Annotated in this window: 14 protein-coding genes and 1 tRNA gene; 8 read left to right on the top strand and 7 right to left on the bottom strand. The window is 47.4% G+C overall.

Features of this window, described 5'->3' with window-relative positions; translation table 11 throughout:
* Window positions 1-90: 90 nt before the first annotated feature.
* Window positions 91-1,314: an NAD(P)/FAD-dependent oxidoreductase gene (locus QUA47_RS23420; protein WP_333432512.1), complete on the top strand. Its 1,224-nt coding sequence runs from the start codon at window positions 91-93 to the stop codon at window positions 1,312-1,314.
* 59 nt (window positions 1,315-1,373) lie between these two features.
* Here QUA47_RS23420 and QUA47_RS23415 read toward each other — a convergent pair whose 3' ends face one another.
* From QUA47_RS23415 to QUA47_RS23390, 6 genes are all read right to left on the bottom strand, one after another.
* Window positions 1,374-3,851 (bottom strand): sulfotransferase, encoded by a 2,478-nt coding sequence (locus tag QUA47_RS23415; protein ID WP_333432511.1) that lies wholly within the window; start codon window positions 3,849-3,851, stop codon window positions 1,374-1,376.
* Between the two features lie 80 nt (window positions 3,852-3,931).
* The gene (locus tag QUA47_RS23410; protein WP_333432510.1) at window positions 3,932-6,004 is read right to left on the bottom strand and encodes a Wzt carbohydrate-binding domain-containing protein; all 2,073 of its coding nucleotides are present in this window, start codon (window positions 6,002-6,004) and stop codon (window positions 3,932-3,934) included.
* Complete coding sequence (locus QUA47_RS23405) at window positions 6,005-6,796, bottom strand: ABC transporter permease (protein WP_333432509.1); 792 nt, start codon at window positions 6,794-6,796, stop codon at window positions 6,005-6,007.
* Window positions 6,793-8,043 (bottom strand): glycosyltransferase, encoded by a 1,251-nt coding sequence (locus QUA47_RS23400; protein ID WP_333432508.1) that lies wholly within the window; start codon window positions 8,041-8,043, stop codon window positions 6,793-6,795. Before QUA47_RS23400 ends, QUA47_RS23405 begins: the two co-directional genes overlap by 4 nt.
* Before the next feature lie 269 nt (window positions 8,044-8,312).
* Complete coding sequence (locus QUA47_RS23395; protein WP_333432507.1) at window positions 8,313-9,623, bottom strand: glycosyltransferase; 1,311 nt, start codon at window positions 9,621-9,623, stop codon at window positions 8,313-8,315.
* A gap of 74 nt (window positions 9,624-9,697) precedes the next feature.
* On the bottom strand, window positions 9,698-10,888 hold the full coding sequence (locus tag QUA47_RS23390) for a glycosyltransferase (RefSeq protein ID WP_333432506.1): 1,191 nt from the start codon (window positions 10,886-10,888) through the stop codon (window positions 9,698-9,700).
* A gap of 2,138 nt (window positions 10,889-13,026) precedes the next feature.
* Between QUA47_RS23390 and QUA47_RS23385 the strand changes: the two genes are divergently transcribed.
* Entirely contained in the window at window positions 13,027-14,664 is a 1,638-nt protein-coding gene (locus QUA47_RS23385) for an MBL fold metallo-hydrolase (RefSeq protein WP_333432518.1), read from the top strand.
* Window positions 14,665-14,986: 322 nt separating this feature from the next.
* On the opposite strand, the gene QUA47_RS23380 is transcribed toward QUA47_RS23385, so the two are convergent.
* Window positions 14,987-15,298, bottom strand: a complete 312-nt coding sequence (locus QUA47_RS23380; protein ID WP_015177146.1) for a DUF6679 family protein — start codon at window positions 15,296-15,298, stop codon at window positions 14,987-14,989.
* Between the two features lie 601 nt (window positions 15,299-15,899).
* Here QUA47_RS23380 and QUA47_RS23375 point away from each other — a divergent pair.
* The 6 genes from QUA47_RS23375 to QUA47_RS23350 all read left to right on the top strand — a co-directional run bounded on the left by QUA47_RS23375 (window position 15,900) and on the right by QUA47_RS23350 (window position 21,407).
* Complete coding sequence (locus QUA47_RS23375; RefSeq protein ID WP_190663334.1) at window positions 15,900-16,055, top strand: hypothetical protein; 156 nt, start codon at window positions 15,900-15,902, stop codon at window positions 16,053-16,055.
* Window positions 16,056-16,067: 12 nt separating this feature from the next.
* Window positions 16,068-18,143, top strand: a complete 2,076-nt coding sequence (locus QUA47_RS23370; RefSeq protein ID WP_333432505.1) for a CapA family protein — start codon at window positions 16,068-16,070, stop codon at window positions 18,141-18,143.
* 137 nt (window positions 18,144-18,280) lie between these two features.
* The gene (locus QUA47_RS23365; RefSeq protein ID WP_445302544.1) at window positions 18,281-19,150 is read left to right on the top strand and encodes an aldose epimerase family protein; all 870 of its coding nucleotides are present in this window, start codon (window positions 18,281-18,283) and stop codon (window positions 19,148-19,150) included.
* Window positions 19,151-19,217: 67 nt separating this feature from the next.
* Window positions 19,218-19,289 (top strand) — tRNA-Lys (locus QUA47_RS23360).
* A gap of 193 nt (window positions 19,290-19,482) precedes the next feature.
* A complete protein-coding gene (fba, locus tag QUA47_RS23355) occupies window positions 19,483-20,562 on the top strand; it encodes a class II fructose-bisphosphate aldolase (protein ID WP_006633469.1) in 1,080 nt (359 codons plus the stop codon).
* A gap of 206 nt (window positions 20,563-20,768) precedes the next feature.
* Window positions 20,769-21,407: a type I restriction enzyme HsdR N-terminal domain-containing protein gene (locus tag QUA47_RS23350; protein WP_333402113.1), complete on the top strand. Its 639-nt coding sequence runs from the start codon at window positions 20,769-20,771 to the stop codon at window positions 21,405-21,407.
* Window positions 21,408-21,532 lie beyond the last annotated feature (125 nt).

The following is a 21,532-nucleotide window of genomic DNA, read 5'->3' as shown; positions in this document are numbered from 1 at the left end:
GTTTGAAGCAATTTGAATCGTAGTGGCGTCATAACTACCATTGCGATATGTCTGCGGGTATTTTGACATTGGAAGCGAGTTAAAAGCAAAATGAATTTAAAAAGTTTTGACATAGTAATAGTAGGAGCCGGCCCAGCAGGCGGTCACTGCGCGAGAATCCTAGCCAAATCCGGCCACAAAGTCTTGCTGGCAGAGCAAAACGACAATTTTAATAAAAATGACTTTTCCAGCGCAGCCACGCCTCTAGAAACCCTCTCTAAATTCAATTTACCCGAATCCGTTATCGGCAGTTTTTGGCATAAACTTACTATTGAAACTAGCAAAGTCAGTCAAACTTGGGAGTCTCCCGAAAGCTTGGGAGTTGTTCTCAACTTTGCTAAATTTAGAGCATTTTTAGCAAGCGAAGTTGAGGAATTTGGTGGTGAAGTTTGGCTTGGTTATCGCTACACCGGACATTCACAAGCCAAGGGGGAAACTACAGTAGAATTTAAACAGTTATCCAGCGGTCAAGCTATCACAGTTAGCACGAAAGTATTGGTGGATGCTACTGGCTTTGCTAGGGCGGTTATGTACGAAAAAGAGAAGGATAAGCCAGCTTTTTTGTCGGGAACCGGAATCGAATATTTAATTGAAGTAGAGCCAGAAGTTTACAATAAATACAGCGGTGATTTAATCTTCTTTTTGGGCGATAAATGGATGCCAAAGGGTTATGCCTGGATATTCCCAATGGAACAGAACAGGCTGAAAGTTGGTGCGGGGCGCATTTTTTTAGATCCGAAAACGGTGAGGCATTTGTCACCGCTGAAAAAATATATTGATTTACTGATTGATGAATATCTGAAGTCTAAAAATTATAAAATTATTGACAAACACGGTTCCACGCTGAAGTACAGCCCTGGTTTGAAGGATATTTATTGCAAGGATAATAATATAATTGCGATCGGCGATAGTGTCTCGACAGTAAATTTTTTGGGTGGCGAAGGGATTAGACACGGGATGGATGGTGCCCAAATTGCGGGGAAATATATTCAAAGGTATTTGGAGGGAAAAATCTCAGATTTTCGGGATTATGAGAGGGAAATGCACCGCAAGTTTGATCAGAAATGGAATATTTCGGAAAGGTTGGCGGTGAGAAAGTATATCGATGATGTTAATGATAAACTGACAGATAAAATGATTTCTTATTTAAAGTATATGAAAACTGAAGATGTTATGGAGATTTTATTTGATTATAAATTTGAGAAAATTTCCCGAGGCTTAGGCGGTTATTTGCAGCGAAAAATCAAGGAATTGATTAATAAGTTTCACTTGTAAGGTGCGTCCGTTGAGAGACTGTTAATTGAGGGAAAAACTTCCCTGATTGACGCACCTTACTAAGCTAATTTTAAGGCATTTTCGGCGGTGACTTGAATGCGCGGCAGCGACAATAAAGAATCGTCAAAACTGCTAAAATTTAATGTATAGGATACACCAAAAGTATATCCAGTCGCTCCAATTAAATGCGCTACCATTGGATCGACATCCCCGTAAGGATAGGCCAAACATTTAACAGGTTTCTCTAATCCCCGTTCCAAGATAGCACGGGATTTGGCCGCCTCCCGCACAATTTCTGTGGGCGACAATGCAGTCAAAGGTTGATGAGTAGCAGACATAGAACCGAATTCAATCCCTGCATCCCGCAGTTGCAAAATTTCTGGCCATCCCATTAACGGCACTTCTTCAAATTCGGCTTTTTCCCAACTATTTTTCTTTCCTATTGACTCCGCTACCAGAAAAACAGTGGCTGTAAAATCAAAGCGTTTTAGCAGAGGCCAAGCATATTGGAAAAAATCGAGATAGCCACCGTCAAATGTCATCAATACAGCTTTACCGGGTAAAGGAGTTTTAGCCAGTTTCGCGCTTCGCCAATTTTCCCAACTCGCACTGTAATAACCCAGATTTTTGAGATTGTGTAACTGTTGTTCAAAAATCTGGGGAGTAACTGCGTCTAAACCGTCAGGAGAAATGCGGCGGTAGGAGAGAATCGGGAGTTTTTGTGTAACGCTATGATTGTCAAAAACTTGAGGTTTCACCGAGTGAGAAACTTCCCGATAAGAAGATTTTGAGCAAATGATTTCCGGTGCGTAAAATACTTGCTTTGGAAACTCGTTTTCTGGGGGAATTTGCCTTGTCGGTTCCCCAACGTAAAATACTTGCTTTGGAAACTCGTTTTCTGGGGGAATTTGCCTTGTCGGTTCCCCAGCGATTGCCGCTGCTGACTCGATTTCCTGCAGCGCCGCCGCCGGGAGTGAGGCGCGACGGCTGACACTCGTCCCGATCGCACCCGATCGCCTGCCGAAAATCACCGCATTTGGGGGATAAATGCCCCCAGCACCCGGTGCATTCCAGCAGTCGGGCAAATTAGACCTTTGTTGAGCACAAGAGGCTAAGCGCGATCGTAGCCATTGCTTGCCGTTGAGTCGTTTTCCCAGCAAAGCTTCTCGCACGGCGGCGACGCACAACTCAAAACCCATATTTCGAGTAATTGTCGCTCGCAATTTTTGAGCCGAAACAAAATTATTTTCCACCGCAACAGTGACAATACCGACAGCAACGCCGCCTACTTTCACCAGCACGTCTATTTCAGAAAGCTCAACTTTTATATTAGCCAATTCCTCGCTAATTTCTAAGACAATCAATTTTTTTTCGAGGGTAATTGTTGAGACTTCCTCAGCTATTTCAGGCTTGTAGAAATCCTCCCAATGCCAATGCGGACGCCCCCATAATTCTTGCAGAAATAGCGTCCAGTCATGTTTAGGGTGCAATGGTTCCAGCAAAGTTTCCCACAATTTATTGCCTTTTTCGCAGCGATTGCGTTGAAAGAAGCGATCGAGTATTGGCCAAGCAAACTGGGCTGCCACCGCATCCGCCAAAACCCCAGCCGCAACCATGCAATCGCAAATCGGCAATTCAATAATACCGAGTTTAATTCCTTCTAGTGTGATCGTACAGCACAGGCGATCGCATATTTGCCAAGCGTAAATATCCGAAATTCCTTCCGTCACTTCCACCGTAACTTTCCAGGCCATTTCCTCCTTGACTCGCTGAATTTTATCTAAAATATATCTGATTTCCTTGCGAGTGAAAATTTTATGATATTTGTGAACGTTACTACTTTTGACATCTCTCTCAATTCCTTTGTGCCAAGGTAGATTTAAACTGAGGTTCGCTGCTTTTTCTTGATAGTTAACGAGCATTGTGTCGTCATATTCAATGCCCATAAAATTACAAATTTTTCCTAAGATTTGGGTTTTATTATCTAAAAGATCCTCATATTTAACTAATATATGATTCAAATTATTAATATATTTGTGGCTAGTTAACATCGCGTGTTCCCACCGATCGATACAGTGGTTTAAATCCCAACCAGCGCCCCACAATTCGTTAAAATTCCTAGTAGCCTCATACATAGAAGCTATTGTATCCATACCGTTTCGTAAAATATGTATGAATTTCGCATTCGGCAAAAAGCGCTGTATGTCATCAATAAAATATATGTGTTCCGGCGTTTTTTCCAACCAAATGCTTTTTTTTTGTTCAGCCGCCAAACCATCCAAAACTCTCACAAACCAACTAGCTTTAGCTTCCACAGTTTGGGTGTCATCAAAATCTTTCAAAAGTTCAGGACGTTTAATCTCATCCTTAAAAAAAGCTTCCATTCTACCTGGCAACTTTCCCGCAAACTGATCGTACAGCAAATAGTGAAAAAACTTAGATTCCGGAAAAGAAATAACTTCTGGATGAGCCGCTAACAAGCTTTGAAGAATTGTTGTGCCACTGCGAGGCGCTCCTACGAGAAATATGCGTTTCATAACATTTTGCCCTTATATATAATTAACGGTATATTTTGAGGGGGGGTTGGGTTTCGTTTTCTTAACCCAACCTGCCCATTCTAACTCCAAGTAAAATCCTGTTTTAACAAATTAGAAAGTTCCTGATTGTAAGGTTGAAAATACTCTGTCAATTGTTGTTCAATTGCTGCTGGTATTTTGCTATACTCCTCGACCGTATTCATCTCATATTCTTTACTTGCGATCGCACTAATACCCAAGAAATCTAACACTTCAGAAAAAACTTTGTCGGCATTGGCCTCAGAATCTTCGCTCTTGAGAATTAGCAACTGTTCCCTCGGAAAATAATCGAGCCAATTCCTGATTTGTTCAACATAAATTCCTCGGGACAAATAAGAATAATGTTGGTGGTTGAAACTGTAATAACTTTGATCAGCTTTGATCTTTTCAATTTCACCTTTTAGGCGATCTGGTTCGGAAGCGATCGCCTTTTCAAAATCCAGCTTTTCGCAGCCGCTCGCCACTTCTAAATGATAGTGCAGCCAAGCTCGTTTGACCGGGTTTCGCAGCATTACAATCAGCTTAACATCCGGGAAACACTTGTAAACCCGCTCTGCCACCAACGGATGATAAATATAGTAAGGAGTCATTTCCCACAGCAACACCTTCTCATCCGCCACACTGCGCGTCAACTGCTTGCTGTACCAATCAACGCCCCGCTCAAAATTCAAATCAAAAAAGTGAATGTTGGGGGAACCCTCTTTGATAATTTGCAAGTGATTTGCGAGATAGCCGGATAGAGGTTCCGTGCCGCACTTTTGAGCGCCAATAATTAAAAAGTCAGGTTCCTGCTTATTTTTTAACTGAGTCGAAATCTGGGCATAGGCGGGATTATCCTTATTCAAGGCGTGAACTTTATAGGCTGGTTCTGGTAAATCCGCAACCTGCATTTTGCCATCAAATTCCCAGCGGTAGGGCGGACAAAGAATCGTTTTTTGGTTTACCGTCGATCGCACGTACAGCGGATAAGTGTGCCAATGATAATCGTAGGCGTAAGCCAAATTCTTCTCGTAAACCCCAGCATTCACGTAATACTGACCGTTGCCTAAATCAAGCCTGTCTACGTGCAGGCGGATTGTGCCTTTACCTTCCGCCAGCGGCAGCAATCTGCCCATTTGATTAGTATTAGTCTCAAAACAACTTTGACCGTCTTCCCGGCTGATTGTCACGCCAAAAATCGCAGCCGAAATTGGCTTCGGTACAGAATAATGAATTTCCACAGTAATTGGATCGCCACTGTTGATCTCATCATCCGGCAACACTTTAACATCCGTAATTTCTACTTCCAAAGAACCGAAGCGATTGTCATTGATTCGCAGTTGCAAACCCGTACGGGTCACTTCAGGAGGAAGGATGGGAGTGCGTTTTTCGGTTGGTGGGCGCATTTCCGACAAATACTGACCGACTACCACTTCTGGTTCCCCGTAAGCCACGATTTCACCTGATTTCAGCCACAAAGCCCGATCGCACAGTTTATGAATTTGCGTCGCGTTGTGAGAAATCAAAACAATCGCACATCCTTGAGCCTTAAACTCCGAGATTCTGTTCAAACATTTAGTTTGAAAAGCCACATCACCAACCGACAAATGTTCATCAACTAACAGCACTTCTGGATCAGTGTGCACCGCCACCGAAAAAGCCAGCCGCATTTGCATCCCCGTACTGTAAGTCCGCATCGGACTATCAATAAACTGTTGCAATTCCGCAAATTCAACAATATCATCAAACCGGCGCGCCGCTTCCCGACGAGTCAAACCGGCCACTACCGCACCCACAAACACATTTTCTCGGCCGGTTAAATCCGAGTGAAAACCCGCACCCAAATCCAACAAGCCGCCAATTCTGCCATTAACTTCAATAGTTCCTTCTTGAGCGTGGCCGATACCGCCAACAAGTTGCAGCAACGTCGATTTTCCCGCGCCATTCTTGCCGAGAATTCCCAGCATTTCCCCGGGAGCAACACTGAAATTGATATCCCGCAGTGCCCAAAAACGCGCCTGCGGTTTCATCTGCCGAAAACCCGCCAAAGCGGCCTGCATAATCGTATAAGGTCGATCGGCAGAGTAGCGGTTGAAACGTTTCCCCAAACCCTTGACAACAATAGCTTGACGCATTTACAATTCCTCCACAAAAGTATTGCTTTGCCGTCTAAAAATTCCCAGTCCGATCGGCAAAAGAGCAGCCACAACCAAGCTAACAATTAACAGTGCCAGCCAATCCGGTTGCGTACCCTTGAGCAGTATGGCGCGGTAGGCTCCAAGCAGTGGCACCATTGGATTTAACTGATAAAGAGGCTGAAATTCTTTCGGGACGCTGTTGAGGTCGTAGAAAATCGGAGTCAGGTAAAACAGCATCTGCAAAAGTACGCCCAAAGTGTACTGAGTATCGCGAAAAGTGACATTCAAGGCGGCGAGGGGATAAGCCAAACTGACTGTCAAAATAAACTGAATAGCCATCAGCAGTGGCAACACACACAGCACTAAACTCGGCTGAACGCCATCAATTGCCAGAAAGATAATTAACACCGGCAAAGCTAACATAAAGTGAATTAACCCCGTCATCGTCGTGACTACCGGCAAAATTGCGGTGGGGAAATTTGGCTGTCTGATTAGCGCTTTATTGTTGGTAATTAATCCCGTTGCTTGAAATAATGCGGTTTGAGACCAACTCCAGATTAACAAACCGCTGAAAGCAAAGGAAGAAAATTGCGGAATGTTAATCGGTACAACAGAGCGAAACACAAAGGAAAATACAGCTAACTGCAACAGCGGATTGATTAAAGTCCAAGCAATCCCCAAAGCAGATCGCTTGTAAAGTAATTTCATATCGCGATCGACCAACACCCGCAGCAAATCGAAGAAATGAGCGATTTTGCGCCTGTCAATCAGTTGTGGAACCCTTCTCATCGCACACCTCCGGCAACTTCCTGCGGTTCAGACTGTAGCTGCTCTTCCGGCTCTATCTCAGCTAACTGCTGCGCCTGCAACTGCGCTTTTCTGTAAGCAAAAGGACTGTCGAGAGCTCCTAGCAACTCGCTGACTACCAACTTGCGCGGCAGCAAACCCGGAGCCCCCAAGCGGCGCACCAGCCACCAACCCAACCAATTAAACATAGCAAATTTCAAAATTTCCCAGCGCGGCACAGTGCGGTTGCGATCGCACGTGAGTAAATAAGCCCCAAAACTGCGCCCGTTATCCTGCAACTGCCGGCTCAAAGCATCGGCGCTGCGCCGGTGCAAGTGCCACACAAAAGCTCTCGGCTCATAAAAAGTCGAGTATCCCTTAGCCAAAATCCGATGAAACATCTCAATATCCCCACCACCGCCAGTCGCAGTCCCCACATCGAGAGCAACGTCAAAATTGCCCACAGCCTCGAAAACTTGCCGCCGGAAAGCCATATTCGCCCCCACGCCGTATTTGCTCGCCCACAGCAACTCCCACACAGAAAGCTTGCTACCGTCGGTTTTGTGGCGGTCGAGGTGTTGCAGCATTCCGCCGTATATCAGTTCAAATTGCTGTTGTGGCAAGGTTTCCAGTTCGGCTGCCGCCACTAAACCGCTAACTGCCATAATGTCCGGGTCAGCAAAAGCCGAAGCGATCGCCCGCAGCCAACCGCGCTCGGGCCGCACGTCGTCGTCAGTAAAAGCAATAATCTCATGCCGCGCTTCCGCGATCCCGCGATTGCGCGCCCAGTCCAATCCTGGCCGTTCTTCCTTGACGTAGCGTACCGCCAATCGCGCAACTAATTCAGCGGTGCTGCTGTTTGCAGGAGCGTTGTCTATAACGATTATTTCGCGGTGGGGATAGTCTAGTGCGAGCAGAGCTTCCAGAGCGCCTTTGAGCAAATCTGTGCGATCGCGCGTGCAGATGACAACGCTAATTGACGGCAGGTGGCGATCAGCCACTGCTTCAGACACAGCGCCGAACTGCTCTCCTAAAGTCGATCGCACCAACTCTTTTCCTAACTGATCCACAATTGTTTGTCGCACTCGCTCAGCGGAAATTGTTTGTTCCCAGGGATTGTTACTAACAGAAGCCCAGCCCAGAGGCCGTCCCCGGTAGCGAACTAAAATGCGAACTCCTTCGTATTGTTCGAGTTGCCTAATCGGATTAATCTGTTCGGTAAACTCAATCTCCATCACTTTTATTGCCATAACTTGCTCCTGAAAATTTTGCAGCGGGCACTAGATAGAAAAGTTTTGACTTGGGACTTTTAAGTTTGGGGTGGCAACTTTCCAATTTCCCAACTTTTGAGGTTTGAGTTTTTGGTTTAAATTCCCCGAATTTAGTAGATATGAACGAAAAAAAGAACGAAATAAAATATATTCTAGGGGGTAGTTTAGCTAAGCATAACCAGATATAAGCGAGAAGAGGAAGGCACTCACCTGCCCGAATCATATAATCTTTATTTGTACCTATTTACTTAGCTCTTAATTGCTAACTCGTAAGTTTCAAAAGCAACTAAAGGTTTGTCTTCAAGCGTTTCAGCAGTGCGGGGCAAACCGTTAACCGCGATCGCCGCAGCCAGCGGTTGAGCAAAGTGAAGCGCCAGAATCGATCGCAAGTGAGCGCCCCGCAGCGGTTCCGCGCCCGCTTGCGGAATAATATGGCCGACTGTCAGTTGGTCATAATACAGGTAAACCCCAGCCGGTCGTTCCGCATCCAGTAGACTTTCTGCAGCTTCCCAACCTTCCTGCAAATCAATGTTAATTTCATATCCGCCCAAATGAGCACGGGCCGGGCCTCCTTGCATAAAACTAGAAATAGCAGAGCGACTTTTCAACTCATCAATGACACCCCGCAAATACCAATAACCGCGCAATTTTGACCGCAACCACCGCCAAGTTCCCCGCATCCGCAAGCTTTCGAGTAAATCAAGAGATTCCCTCAGTCCCCGGGCTAGCCAATCCACAGCAGCCGGCCAGAAAAACGCGATCGCCACCACAATCTTGTCTACTAAAAAATAAGGAGTTTCGTAGTCTTTTATGTGCAGCGTCGGTCTGAGTTCCGGGTGTCGGCGGCCGATCAAAACATCCGATCGCCCTTCCTGACGAGAGCGGCGAAAAGAGCGATCGAGATTGTTAGTTTCGTGTTCGTAATGATAGCCCACAGCATCCCCCGCTACAGCAAAAGGTACACCAGCTTTCAGCAAACGCACCCCAAACTCGTAATCTTCCCCGCCGCAGTTCCCGAAAGCCGAATCAAAGCCATCGAGACGACCAAACAGTTCTGCATCCAAAGAAAGGTTGCCGCTGAGCAAATCTTGATAAGTAAATCGGTGAGCGGGCTGGCTCATCTGATAAAACTTCTCTTCCCACCACGAGCGCACTTCCACGTCAAAAAATCTAGTTCCTCCGTGCAACTTAGGCGGATAGGGGCCCATGACAGCCGCTCCCGGACGCTCTCGGTGAACCCGCGCATGGCTTTCCACCAAAGGCGCCAGCGCTTCGATATCGTCGTCGAGAAACAGCAGCAATTTCCCGGTAGCCGAAGCCGCTCCCGTATTGCGGGCGATCGAAGCACTTCGGCAATTTACCTCAAGCGCCTGCAGTTTAAAGGGAGCTTTGTAGTCTTGTAGCATTGCCAAAGTATCGTCAATGCAGCTATCGGCCACTACAATAACCTCGATCAGGTCGATCGGATAAGTCTGCAAGTGCAAAGCATCCAAAGCCCGCCGCAGCGAAGAACTTCGGTTGTGGCTAGGAATAATTATGCTAACTGTTAGATTTTCCATATTTACATTACAACAATTAACTTCATCTGCATTTCATCTCCCTTCATCTGCCGTTAAAAATAATCTAAAAATCCCTATTCATTGCTCCCCTTAATTTTTTGTAACAACTTCCGAGAAGCAAAATAAGCCATCGGTCCGCTAAAGCAGCCCCGGAATTGAGCCCACAGCAAATCCCTCGGAACCGCATCCGGTTGCTTTCGCAAAGAAGCAATTAATTCAGGAATTTGCTTATACCGCAGCCATCCCCAAGCTAATAGAGGCACACTAAATTCTCTGTTGATTACAAACAGCCGCGTCCAGAAAGCATAGACTCCGATGCCGTAGCCTTGGAGCGTTTTTCGCAATTCTTCCCAAGTGCGGCGATGGCGGTGCCAGCTCAATGCTCTCGGCTCGTAGACAATGCAGTAGCCCGCGCGCAAAATGCGGGCAAAGAGTTCACAGTCTTCGCCACCCACCGTGGGTGTTCCCGCCCCCAAAGCTTCGTCAAACAGGCCAATGTAGTCGATCAAACTTTTCCGCACAGCCATACTCGCCGAAACTCCCACAAGATGCACAATCAGAGGATTGCACTGTGCCCCATCAAAAACTCGGCGCTCAAATCCCCGCCCGTGCGGGCTGTACCACTCAAACCATTCTTGCGCTTCGGTTTCCAGTTCCAAGGGCATCACCAGCCCCGTGACGCACATAACGCGCGGATCGCTAAAATTCCACAAGAGCGATCGCAGCCAGTTCGGATCGGGGGCAGCATCGTCATCTGTAAAGGCTACGAATTCATGTTTAGCTTCGCGTAAAGCTCGGTTGCGGGCAGCGCTGGAGCCTGGTACGTCTTCGCGCACATAGCGGACTTGTGGGTAATTTTTGATTAGTTCCTTGGTAGCGTCCGTGCTGGGACAATTGTCAATTACTAAGTATTCCTGGCCCTCGTCTGGGCTCTGCATCAGCGCGTCTAGACAGCGCCGCAAATCTTCCGGGCGATCGCGCGTGCAAACCGCTACTGTGGCGAGCGGCATTGCCTGCACAGGCCCGCGTTCGTCCCATGCGAGGGTATCGTAGAGCCAATTTTTCCCAAGGTTCTCCCCCGCAGCGTTCATCAGTGTTTCCCGCAATTGGGAGCCGTCGGCGTGACCTCCGACGAGCGACAATAGAGCTTGGCCGATCGGTTTTCCGTGCAGTCTAATTAAAACCAAGGCTTTGCTGTAACGCTCCTCAACCCTAATTTCTGGCGGAAGTTTGGACATTTCCAGGTCAAGAATAGCTGTTGCCATTTTAGATTTTAAATTGTGAAAAAATCATATAAACTCCGTATATTACCGGATGTATTTTAGCGAAAATTGTTTTATGGCTAGCAACTTCTCAATGCCATACTTGCCTAGCCTCGATCGCGAATCTAACATAAAGCCTTATTTTTATTATTGCTTTTATTTATTTTTACTTTCTATTACCCGCTGATGTCAAGTTTTTTTCCAACAGAATATTTGTCGTCGAACACCTTAGCTCGTTGAGGCGGGTGTCAATTGCAGGTGTTATGGGCCGTCGGCACTCTCCCAAGTCTCGCCATTAATGCCATCTCTAAAAACCTGATTTTTTGATAAAACCCGGTTTGTGCGATCGCTCCTCATTTCAGCTTTAATTGCGATCGGGTACTATTCTATAAAACATACCAAACACTTAAACACTCTCGCGATTAAAAGTTTCGCAAGTAGTTATTATTCTATAACAATCCCAACCCCCTTGTTAGAATATAGAGGCAGCCCCTTAACAACTCTTAAAAAAAATAAAACACTAGGTAAAACGGCGCCACAACAAATAGTTGCTATGTCTTATAGGGGTAGTTTGAGCTAAACAATCATCCTATAAAAACACTTTGTGAGTTCAATAATTGACCAATATTAGCTATATTTTACCTCCTTATTTAACCGACATACATGAGTTAATAGAGGTCAATCCATACCACGTAATTTTAAGCAAAGTTAACTTAAAATCTTTACTAAAGGCTATAAGTACCGAGAGTCAGCAGGTTAAATAAGTCAGTTCCGGCTTCATTGGTTAATAAACTAAACTGTATAAACTACTCGTATCTCTAGGTTAAAATTGGCAGAACGACGAGGCTCAGTCAGTTATCTAGAATCTGTGCAAAGCGCAGCAGTCATTTGCTGACGGCAGTCAAAAAACTGGAATCTAGCACAACTCCAACGATACTATTCGAGAACTACGATGTGAGGTTTGACTTAAAACCAAGCTATTACACTCTATTTAAGCCGCCACGGGTTAGCTGACAAACAACTCAAAAACCCCACCGCAAAGAATACCCAAATGATAAAAAACCGAAGATTATAGACTGGTTGGAGACTCAGAAACCTGAGATTATTTCTGGCAAGTTAGTGGGATTTGTACAGGATAAATATCCTCCATTGTCGGGGGATTGAGCTGGCTATGTTTGGGGTCAAACAAAAAAATACATCGTTTTGTCCCCTAGTCAAAGAGCGGAGTAAACAAACCTATTATGGGGCAGTCAGCCGATTTTAGATTTGAGTTTTGAGACTTCGGCGAGACGTTGGGCGAGCCGTCGAGTCCCGCTCAGTCGAGTCGCGCTCAGTCGAACGATTTGAGATTTACTTCACAGATGAATCTGGAGCTTGAACAGGAGTCTAAAACTTTGGGCTGCTGGCGATTCCTGTCGGAAACTTATATCCGTTTTTGGGCAGGGTCAAAAAGCCATTTAAACTCTCTCCTGTATAGCCACAAGGTTTGCTTAGAAGAATGTATCAAACTTTTACAAAGAAACCGAGCAAACTCATAAAGCCTCTGTCTGCCCGGACAAAAGCAGTTAGCTAGCCCCATGCTGGTTCTCCGTTTTTCAGATTGGACAATACACGGCCCTCAACCTCCTAAAAATGAAGAATTGTAAAGTTTTATCAAGATCTTTGGACATCTGAATTAAAATCTTCTCATAAAAAAGACTAGCTTTTAGCAGGCGCAAATTGTGGAAAAAAGTTTAAAACTCAGAATATGAGATCGAGTTCGCTACTCTTACATGGTGCAATAAAATGTAACTTTTGATGCCAGAACCAGTAGCATGAACTTTGTGGAAGGCCGAATGCCCGTCAGGCAAATGCCTTCGGAAAATCGCCTTCTTGGCGCTGCATCAAATCTTAAGTGCAATTACTTCCCTTTGACGGGAAGCGGAGCCTTCGAGCAAACATTTAGCCCCAGGGCTTACGCACCAGAACTTTGATAAACCGGGTTTTTTAACCGGGAGCGAGGGCGGCAACAAAGTGTTTTCGTTCATCAAACCCGGTTTCAGCGTCCGAGACTGAACTTGATCGAATGAATGCAGTCGCAACCAATCTTTAAATGTGGCGATACTGCAAGTTGCGTGCAAAGCAGGGAGCTAACCGCAGTGATGGATCTCGATTGTTTACCTTACGGCGCAGGCCACGCCCAAGAAGGTGTCTGTCTCCTAGTGCGAATGGGGCCGCACCGCATTTTACTCGACTGCGGTGTAGAGGATATTGCACCGCTGTCAGCGACACTAAATCGATCGCTGCCAGCCGATTTTGTGGTGTGTACCCACGCCCACTCTGACCATGCCAGAGGTTTGCTAGCACTCCATCAATCTTTCCCCCACTTGCCAATTTACGCCAGCGAAGTGACAGCGCGACTGCTACCGCTCAACTGGCCAGAACTGGCTCAGCAGCCAGAGTCCAGGTTCTGTCAGGGGCTGCCCTGGCAGTCGCCGCTCGAAGTGCGCCCAGGACTGAGCGTGCAGTTGTTCCCATCGGGTCATTTGCCCGGAGCGGCGACTGTGCTGCTGACTTATGCCGCACCGCACCGCACCTACACCGTGGTTTACACCGGCGACTTTTTCCTCTCCAATTCTCGTTTGGTGGAAGGTTTGCCCCTGGGAGAACTCAGGGGCATGAAGCCGGATGTGTTAATTTTGGAAGGCAGTTACGGCACGGCGCGCCACCCTCACCGCCGACAACTAGAAAATCAGTTAGCCGATCGCATCCACCGGGCCATCGCCGACGGGTACTCGGTACTGCTGCCCGCGCCGGCCCTTGGTTTGGGCCAAGAAATGCTGATGCTGCTCCGCAGCCACCACTACTTTACTGGCCGCGACTTGGATATTTGGGTGGACGGCACAGTCGCCGACGGGTGCGACGCTTATCTGGAACTGCTACACCAATTTCCCACCGCCGTCCAAAATTTTGCTCTGCACCAACCTTTGTTTTGGGACGAAAGGGTGAAACCCCGCGTCCGCCGGCTGTCTCGCGAACAACGCCCCGGATTGGGAGCCACGCCCTGTATTGTGATTACTGACCAAATAGCTGATTTGCCTTTGTATTTTGCCGATGGCAAACATCCTTGGATTTTGCTCGCGCCTCAAAAACCAGGATATCCCGTCAGCGACTGGCTGGGCAACAGGCCCGAATCAGGAGTCAGAAGTGTCGAAACTTATCTGCTAGCCGAACACTGCGACGGGCCGGGGACGACCCAACTCATCCACAATTTGCGTCCCCAGCACGTAATTTTACTCCACGGTTCCCCTGCCTATTTGGCTGACTTGGCTAACTTGGACGAGCTGCGAAACCGCTACCAGTTGCACACTCCGGCGGCCGGAACACTGGTCGAATTGCCGATCGGGGAAATGTTTTTGCAGCCCGCTATCCCAGAAACTAACTATGAGGGAGAACTCAGCGAATTGGGGACAGAGGTAGCAATTAGCTTGCCGAGTCCGATTACAGCCGATCCTCGGTGGGCCAATTTTGCCGATACCGGCTTGGTAGAAGCGCGCTGGCAAGGCGAAGAGCTGGTACTGCGCGGCATCTCCCAGCGGGAACTCCTTTTTCAAGGCAGCGCCGTTCAGGCCAACCTCGAATGCTGCGGCAATTGCCAGCACTACCGCAGCCAGCGCTGTTGGAACCAGTCCAGTGCTTTGTTTGGCTTTAAAGTTACCCCCGACGGTTTCTGTCCCGTCTTTAAAGCGATACCGGAGTCCGAACTTTTCCTAGAAGATGGCGAAACAGACGGCGAATAAGCTGTCTGGCACCTCGAAACCAGCCTGCAGGCAAAGAAAACAAAAGAACAGTCCTGGACGCACCCAGACAAAAAACCCGGTTTAAGCAGGGGTAAGCTGTCGCGTATTGAATTTTTAAACTACTGTGTACTTACGCTCTTGTGAGGTGGGCAGGAGATTCCGCCATCAAGCTTAAATTTAAAGGCAAAATAGCTTATGCGGTCACAACCCAGAATATGTTTGGCCTAAACCGGGTTTTTTCCATAATTTCTCCACAAAAAAGGGAGAAAAGTCGTTTTCTTTTCCCCCAAGTTTTCCTTGTGCCTCAAGCGCGAGCTCAAAACTATTCCAAATTCGAGTCCGGGTAGTGATTGCGAATTTGTTCGGCTTCGGGACAATCGTCAGAAACTAGGGGTTCGCAGTTAGTTCGGGATACCGAAGCCAACTTCTGGGACACAGAGCCAATACTTTCGAGACGCACCATTTCTTCCCAGGAGCTGATTTCGTCTTCTTCGTCGGTTTCGTAGCGCAGCGTGACTAGATCCCCTTCAATATCTAGGATACGAGCGCGCTCTATCCAACGTTGCTGATCTCGAAGAAAAATAGAAACCTCACGACCATCACAACAGAGTTGATAGATTTTGCGCTGTAGCATTTGTCAGTTCTCCTGCGCAGTGTAACTTGCTTAAAATATGGTCTGTTTACCGTAACGTACTTTGGGTTTTACATCGGAAGGCACAGCCGTATGGACTGGCCAGTTTCACGTTTTCCGCAACTTTTGTACCGATGGGAGTTACCAAATTTGATTTTACCACCAAATCTATCTAGTACGCCATTTATCCAATTACAGGTTGTGCAGCCAGTGGCATCCCTCGTGAGAGGCATTTGCCAGCATAGATCGCAGCATTAGGACTTGACGACGGCACGGGATTAACAGCGACAATAACAACAGACTCTGCCTCAAAAATCTCGCTCTCTTTTGCCTCAAGTCCCCCAGAAACCTATTGTTTCGACGTTTGTGCGATCGCCCGCTAACGCCTCTTGGCTCAATCTCAAATCTCAAATCTCAAAGCGAAAGCTTTAAAGCGACACTCAAACAGCGACAATAAAAACAGACTCTACCTCATAAATCTCGCTCTTTTCTACCTCAACTCCCCCAGAAACCTTTTGTTTCAACTTTTGTTCTGGCCCCGAGTACCCTCTGTGAACTCAATCTAAAATCTAAAATCTAAAATCTAAAATCGATTGACCGAAGTGTGATAAAAATCACTGACAGCAGGCAGCCCCTAAATGTAGAAAATGGTGGCGGCCAACAACAAGCTTCAAAACGGGCAGCGGAACCTGTGGCGGTTAAGCTAAAAGAATTGCGGTTCCGTTCAAAACAAATTGGAGTCATCGCTCGTGCGTATTAAGGAGGCTAATTGATGGTGTACGCAGAAAATTGGTCGCAGCCGTCTATTTTGGAGCTAGCGCGATCGGGCAACTTTCAAGCCCTAAATTATTGGATTGACAGCTTGCTGCGACCCGAAGGGATTTATGCCCGCGTCGAACAGGCTCAGGCAGGCTGCGTCCAAATCCTCGTAGAATTCCAGCGCGAATTTGCGCCAGATACTACATTACTCGGGAGCACTCTCCGGGAAGGCTTAGTCAAATTTATTTGCCACCAACTCTGGAGACTCAACTCGCCAGCAGTAGAAGGAGTGCGAATTCACGCGCGCTTAGCTGGGGATGCAGACATTCTCTGGAAACAGTCAGTGCGAATTGTCACTCCCGCCAACCGCCAGCGGCGGCGTTACCGTTCCCTACCGGCCGTCGATTGGGTTAAATTTAAAACGTATCGTTCTCTGCTGCTAGTGGGATCGGCACTGGCCTCATTTATTTTAGGGTGTTGGGTCAGCTACCACGAAGCTCTGACCCTGCGGTTAGTATCCCCAGTATCCGGCTACCAGCAAACTGGGGTAATGTCGGGGCCGCCTCCAAAACGTGCGGATACGGTGCAAGCGGCCTTAGAAGTGGTACCAGTAGTACAGCAAAAGCAAGTTGCTAATCCTTACGACCCAACAGTAACGCTGATGTTCGGAGGAAATGTGAATCTATCGGATGCGCTCGGAGCATCTGCTGCCAACGATCACCAATGGGCTTTCGCCAATATGGACGAGTACCGGCAAGCAGATGTGGCGATGGTTAACCTAGAAAACTCCCTGACTCGCTCTACATTGGGGTCTGGCAAAAAACAATTAAATTTTAAAGCCGCTCCAGAATCGGTGAAAGTATTAACAGCCGGAGGAGTGGATATTGTCAATCTGGCAAATAGCCGCGCTATGGATTACGAGGAACCGGGGCTGGTGGAGACGATGAATACTCTAGATAATAGTGGGATTCAACACCTGGGAGCCGGCAGAGATATTAAAGAAGCGAGGCGTCCAGATATTATTGAAGTTAAGGGTCAGCGGATTGCCTACCTCGGTTATTACGATGCCGAGCTTCACGTCGCCGACCAAGGGAAAGCGGGCACTAACCCCCGCCGCAACAATCGCGTGGCCGAGGATATTCGAGCTCTTAGGGGTCAGGTAGACTGGATTATTGTTAATTACCACTGGGGAGTCGAATTGGCCGATTATCCGGGGGACTGGCAGATTGATTTGGCTCGGTTCACGATCGACCAAGGAGCTGATTTGGTAGTTGGACACCATCCCCAGGTATTGCAAGGTGCAGAACTTTACAAGGGCCGCCCGATAGTTTACTCGCTGGGTAATTTTATATTCGGGGGGAATGCTCGCAGGGATTACGATACCGCAGTCCTGAAAGTATCGCTCAAAGACCGGAATATGAAGGTAGAGTTTCTGCCTGTGGAGGTGAAAAAGTTTCAGCCGAAGGTGGTGAAGGGAGCTGCTGCCGATCGCATCCTCAAACGCGTCGAGCAAATTTCTAGTATTTTCGATCGACCGATGGGATCTTCTGTAGTTCTCGATGCCCTAGTCCAGCCCGGAGCCACACTAAAAACTCCAAATTCTCCATTGCCAGGATCGGCAAAGAGCGGTACATACCAGCCAGGGCGAAGTTCCGGGGGAACCTCGGGTGAAAGCAATCTGCAAACCCCCGGACAACCCAAACCTACTTTGATTTTGCCGACTTTGCCGGCTGCGCCCCAACAGCCCGACAACTCCTCATTTTTCCCGAACGGGACAGGGCCTGCAATTGAGTCAAACCCGCCTCCGAATCAAAATTTGCCGCCGCGCATCTACCCCACTCAACCTCAAAATCCCAGCCGGGAACCAGAGCCATTTACAAAAGAGCCATTCATCAAAGAACCGTTTATTTCGCCCGCATCTCCCAGTCAAGAAGCAGTGCCGAGTCCCCAAAGCTATCTTCCCCCCAGGGCTGTATCTTTTGAAGTCGCACTCAAACAGCAGCCCACCTCAGCGATCGTTCCAGGTACCAGCAGCAAACGTTCCAAGCACCGGATCGCCCTGCCTCCTATAGCTGGGAGCATTGGTTAGCCGATGGGGGTCGGAACAACGAGCAGCCCGGGGGAGGATAGGGGCGGTAATGGGTGAACATCAAGATACTAGCGGCCAATTATTAACGACCGATTTACTGACAACCAATGATCAATGACCTACTACCGATGACAAATGTGTTTGCGATCGCGCTCAAGCAAAAGCAGTACAAAACCTATATCCTCTCCGACGAAACCGCTAACTCTACTCTAGAAGTTGTGCCGGAACGGGGCGGTATTGCCACTAGCTGGCTGGTTGAAGGCAAAGAAATCTTGTACTTGGACGCGGAACGGTTCGCCAATCCCGATCTGACTGTACGTGGCGGGATTCCCATCCTGTTTCCCATCTGCGGCAATCTCCCCGACAATACTTACGCCCACAAGGGAGTGCAGCGTCAGCTCAAACAGCACGGCTTTGCTCGAGACTTGCCTTGGACAATAGGCGAACAAGTTACGGAGGGTTGCGCCGCTCTTACGCTAATTCTCAATAGCTGTGACAAAACGCTGGCTGTTTATCCCTTTGATTTCCAAGTAGCCTTCACTTATCAGATTAAAGGCAATTCTTTGGAAATTTTTCAGCGATACACCAATCTGTCTGCTGAACCCATGCCGTTTTCTAGTGGTTTGCACCCCTACTTTTTGGCGACGGACAAATCAAAGCTGCGCTTTGAGATTCCGGGGATGCAGTACAGACATCAGAACACCAATCAAAAGGGTTACTTCACTGGGGTTTTTGACCCGACGTTGGATGAAATTGATGTTTCGTTTGACGAACTCACTGGTCTTGCTGCTACTGTCACTGACGCGGCCCAAGGCTTGCGGCTCACCCTCAGTTACAACTCCAGCTATGGGAAGTTGGTTTTCTGGACCGTGAAGGGCAAGGATTTTTACTGTTTGGAACCTTGGACTGCTCCTCGAAATGCCCTCAACACTGGCGAACACATGATTTATTTGCAGCCGGGAGCGACTTGCCAGATGCTGGTTCGCATGACTGCAAATTTTATTTAAAAAAGACTTGCTATTTCAAATGAGGGGTGCTACTATTAGAAATTGTGTGCGGTAACAATGTTTTCGCGGGTCGCTAGCTCAGCGGTAGAGCATTCGGCTTTTAACCGATTGGTCTCGGGTTCAAATCCCGGGCGACCCATAAAAAATATGTAAGTTGAGAATTTTGAGTTTTGAGTTGAATGCTCGGAACTCAAAATTTTGTTTTTTGAACTTTTAAGTAAATATGGAAAGATAGTGCGCGATCGGTGGCAAATTGTCTTAATATTATCGTAAGAATTGAGCTTGTCCAAAATTCACTGCCCAAAAATCACAAATAATTAGGAGGAATATCTATGGCGCTTGTACCTATGCGATTGCTGCTCGACCACGCGGCTGAAAATGGTTACGGCCTACCGGCTTACAACGTCAACAACATGGAGCAAATCCAAGCGATCATGCGCGCTGCTGACGAAACCAACAGCCCCGTGATTCTGCAAGCTTCTCGCGGCGCTCGCTCCTACGCTGGCGAAAATTTCCTGCGCCACTTGATTTTGGCAGCAGTTGAAACCTATCCTCACATTCCCATTTCCATGCACCAAGACCACGGCAATGCCCCCGGCACTTGCTATTCTGCCATGCGCCAAGGTTTCACCAGCGTGATGATGGACGGTTCTCTGGAAGCAGATGCTAAGACTCCCGCCAGCTACGAGTACAACGTTCAAGTTACTCGCGATGTGGTGAATGTTGCTCATTCGATCGGCGTTAGCGTTGAAGGCGAACTGGGTTGTTTGGGTTCTCTGGAAACAGGAATGGGCGAAGCAGAAGACGGTCACGGCTTTGAAGGTGCGCTTTCTCACGATCAGTTGCTGACAGATCCTGAACAAGCTGTTGATTTCGTCGAGCAAACCGGCGTTGATGCTCTAGCAGTTGCGATCGGCACTTCTCACGGCGCTTACAAGTTCACTCGCAAGCCGACTGGCGAAATTTTGGCAATCAGCCGCATTGAAGAAATTCACCGCCGCTTGCCGAATACTCACTTGGTGATGCACGGTTCTTCTTCTGTGCCCCAAGAATTGCTGGAAATTATCAACAGCAACGGCGGTAAAATCCGCGAAACCTACGGCGTACCTGTGGAAGAAATCCAAAAGGGCATCAAGTGCGGCGTTCGCAAGATCAATATCGATACTGACAACCGTTTGGCGATTACCGCTGCGGTGCGCGAAGCTTTGTTTGCCAAGCCCGATGAGTTTGACCCCCGCCACTTCTTGAAGCCGTCGATCAAGTATATGCAGAAGGTTTGTAGCGATCGTTATAACTCTTTCGGTTGCGCTGGTCACGGTACAAAGATTAAGCAAGTGTCTTTGGACGATTTTGCAGCTAAGTATGCTAAGGGCGAATTGAGCTCTTCTGCTAAGAAGACTGTGGCTGTTTAAGAATTTTAGGTTTTAGATTTTAGATTTGTCTGAAGTCTAAAGTTAGGATTGCCGGGTAGCTTTGAAGTTGCCCGGTTTTTGTTTCTGGACACAAACCAATAGAAGTGATATTGAAAACTGCGAGCGCTATAGCAGTTTCCCTATTTTTGATTACAATAAAGCTAATTTTCCTTGGAAATTCAACCGTTTGAATCAAAGGTGAACGAATGGCAAAGGTTATTGCAGTTACAGAAGCTATTAAAAGCCTTGCTGAGGCTGAATCAAGGTTGAATTTGAGCCGAACTGAGGATGAGGCTTTTTTTACAGAGTGGCAAGCCCAATTGCCAAGTCCCAGCGATTCTGAACAGACTGCTTTGGATACGCTACGACGTAGATTGCTGTATCATAGAGCCGATGGAGAGTTGTTAGAAGGGGCAGTGACATTGCTGGTGGCATCACCTTTGTTAGAATTGGCGGGATTCTACGATCCACCGTTTAGGATGAAGGCTGAAGCTGCGATCGAAATTACGATCGATGATGGGGAAGAAACCCTGCGGGGACGAATTGATATCTTGATTTTGCAGAATCAGCTTTGGGTAATGGTTTTGGAGTGTAAGAAGACTACGATATCGACGCGATCGGCATTACCCCAAGCATTAGCATACATGATGGCAAATCCTGATTTGGATAAACCGAGATTTGGTATGTTGACGAATGGCGATGATGTGTTGTTTGTGAAACTCAGGGCTCAACCTACACCCGAATACGGGTTATCGCGGGCATTTTCGATTTATACTGTGCGAAGTGAATTGCGATCGGCTTTTCAAGTCTTGAAGCATTTAGGGCAAGGTATTACTGGCGTCTAAGTTACGGTGAAGGACGCACAACACGAATCAGTTTACCTTGCAAAGATTCTTCGGGTGCATCTCAGTTTTGCACATATATCAAGTGGAAAGTTGACCATTGAGATAAGCACAGCGCAGAGAAAGGA

Origin of the sequence: Microcoleus sp. MON2_D5 (genome assembly GCF_036701905.1) — a bacterium.
Taxonomy (GTDB): domain Bacteria; phylum Cyanobacteriota; class Cyanobacteriia; order Cyanobacteriales; family Microcoleaceae; genus Microcoleus.
Note: the sequence above shows the minus strand (reverse complement) of the source record. Positions and strands in the feature narration are given on the sequence as shown.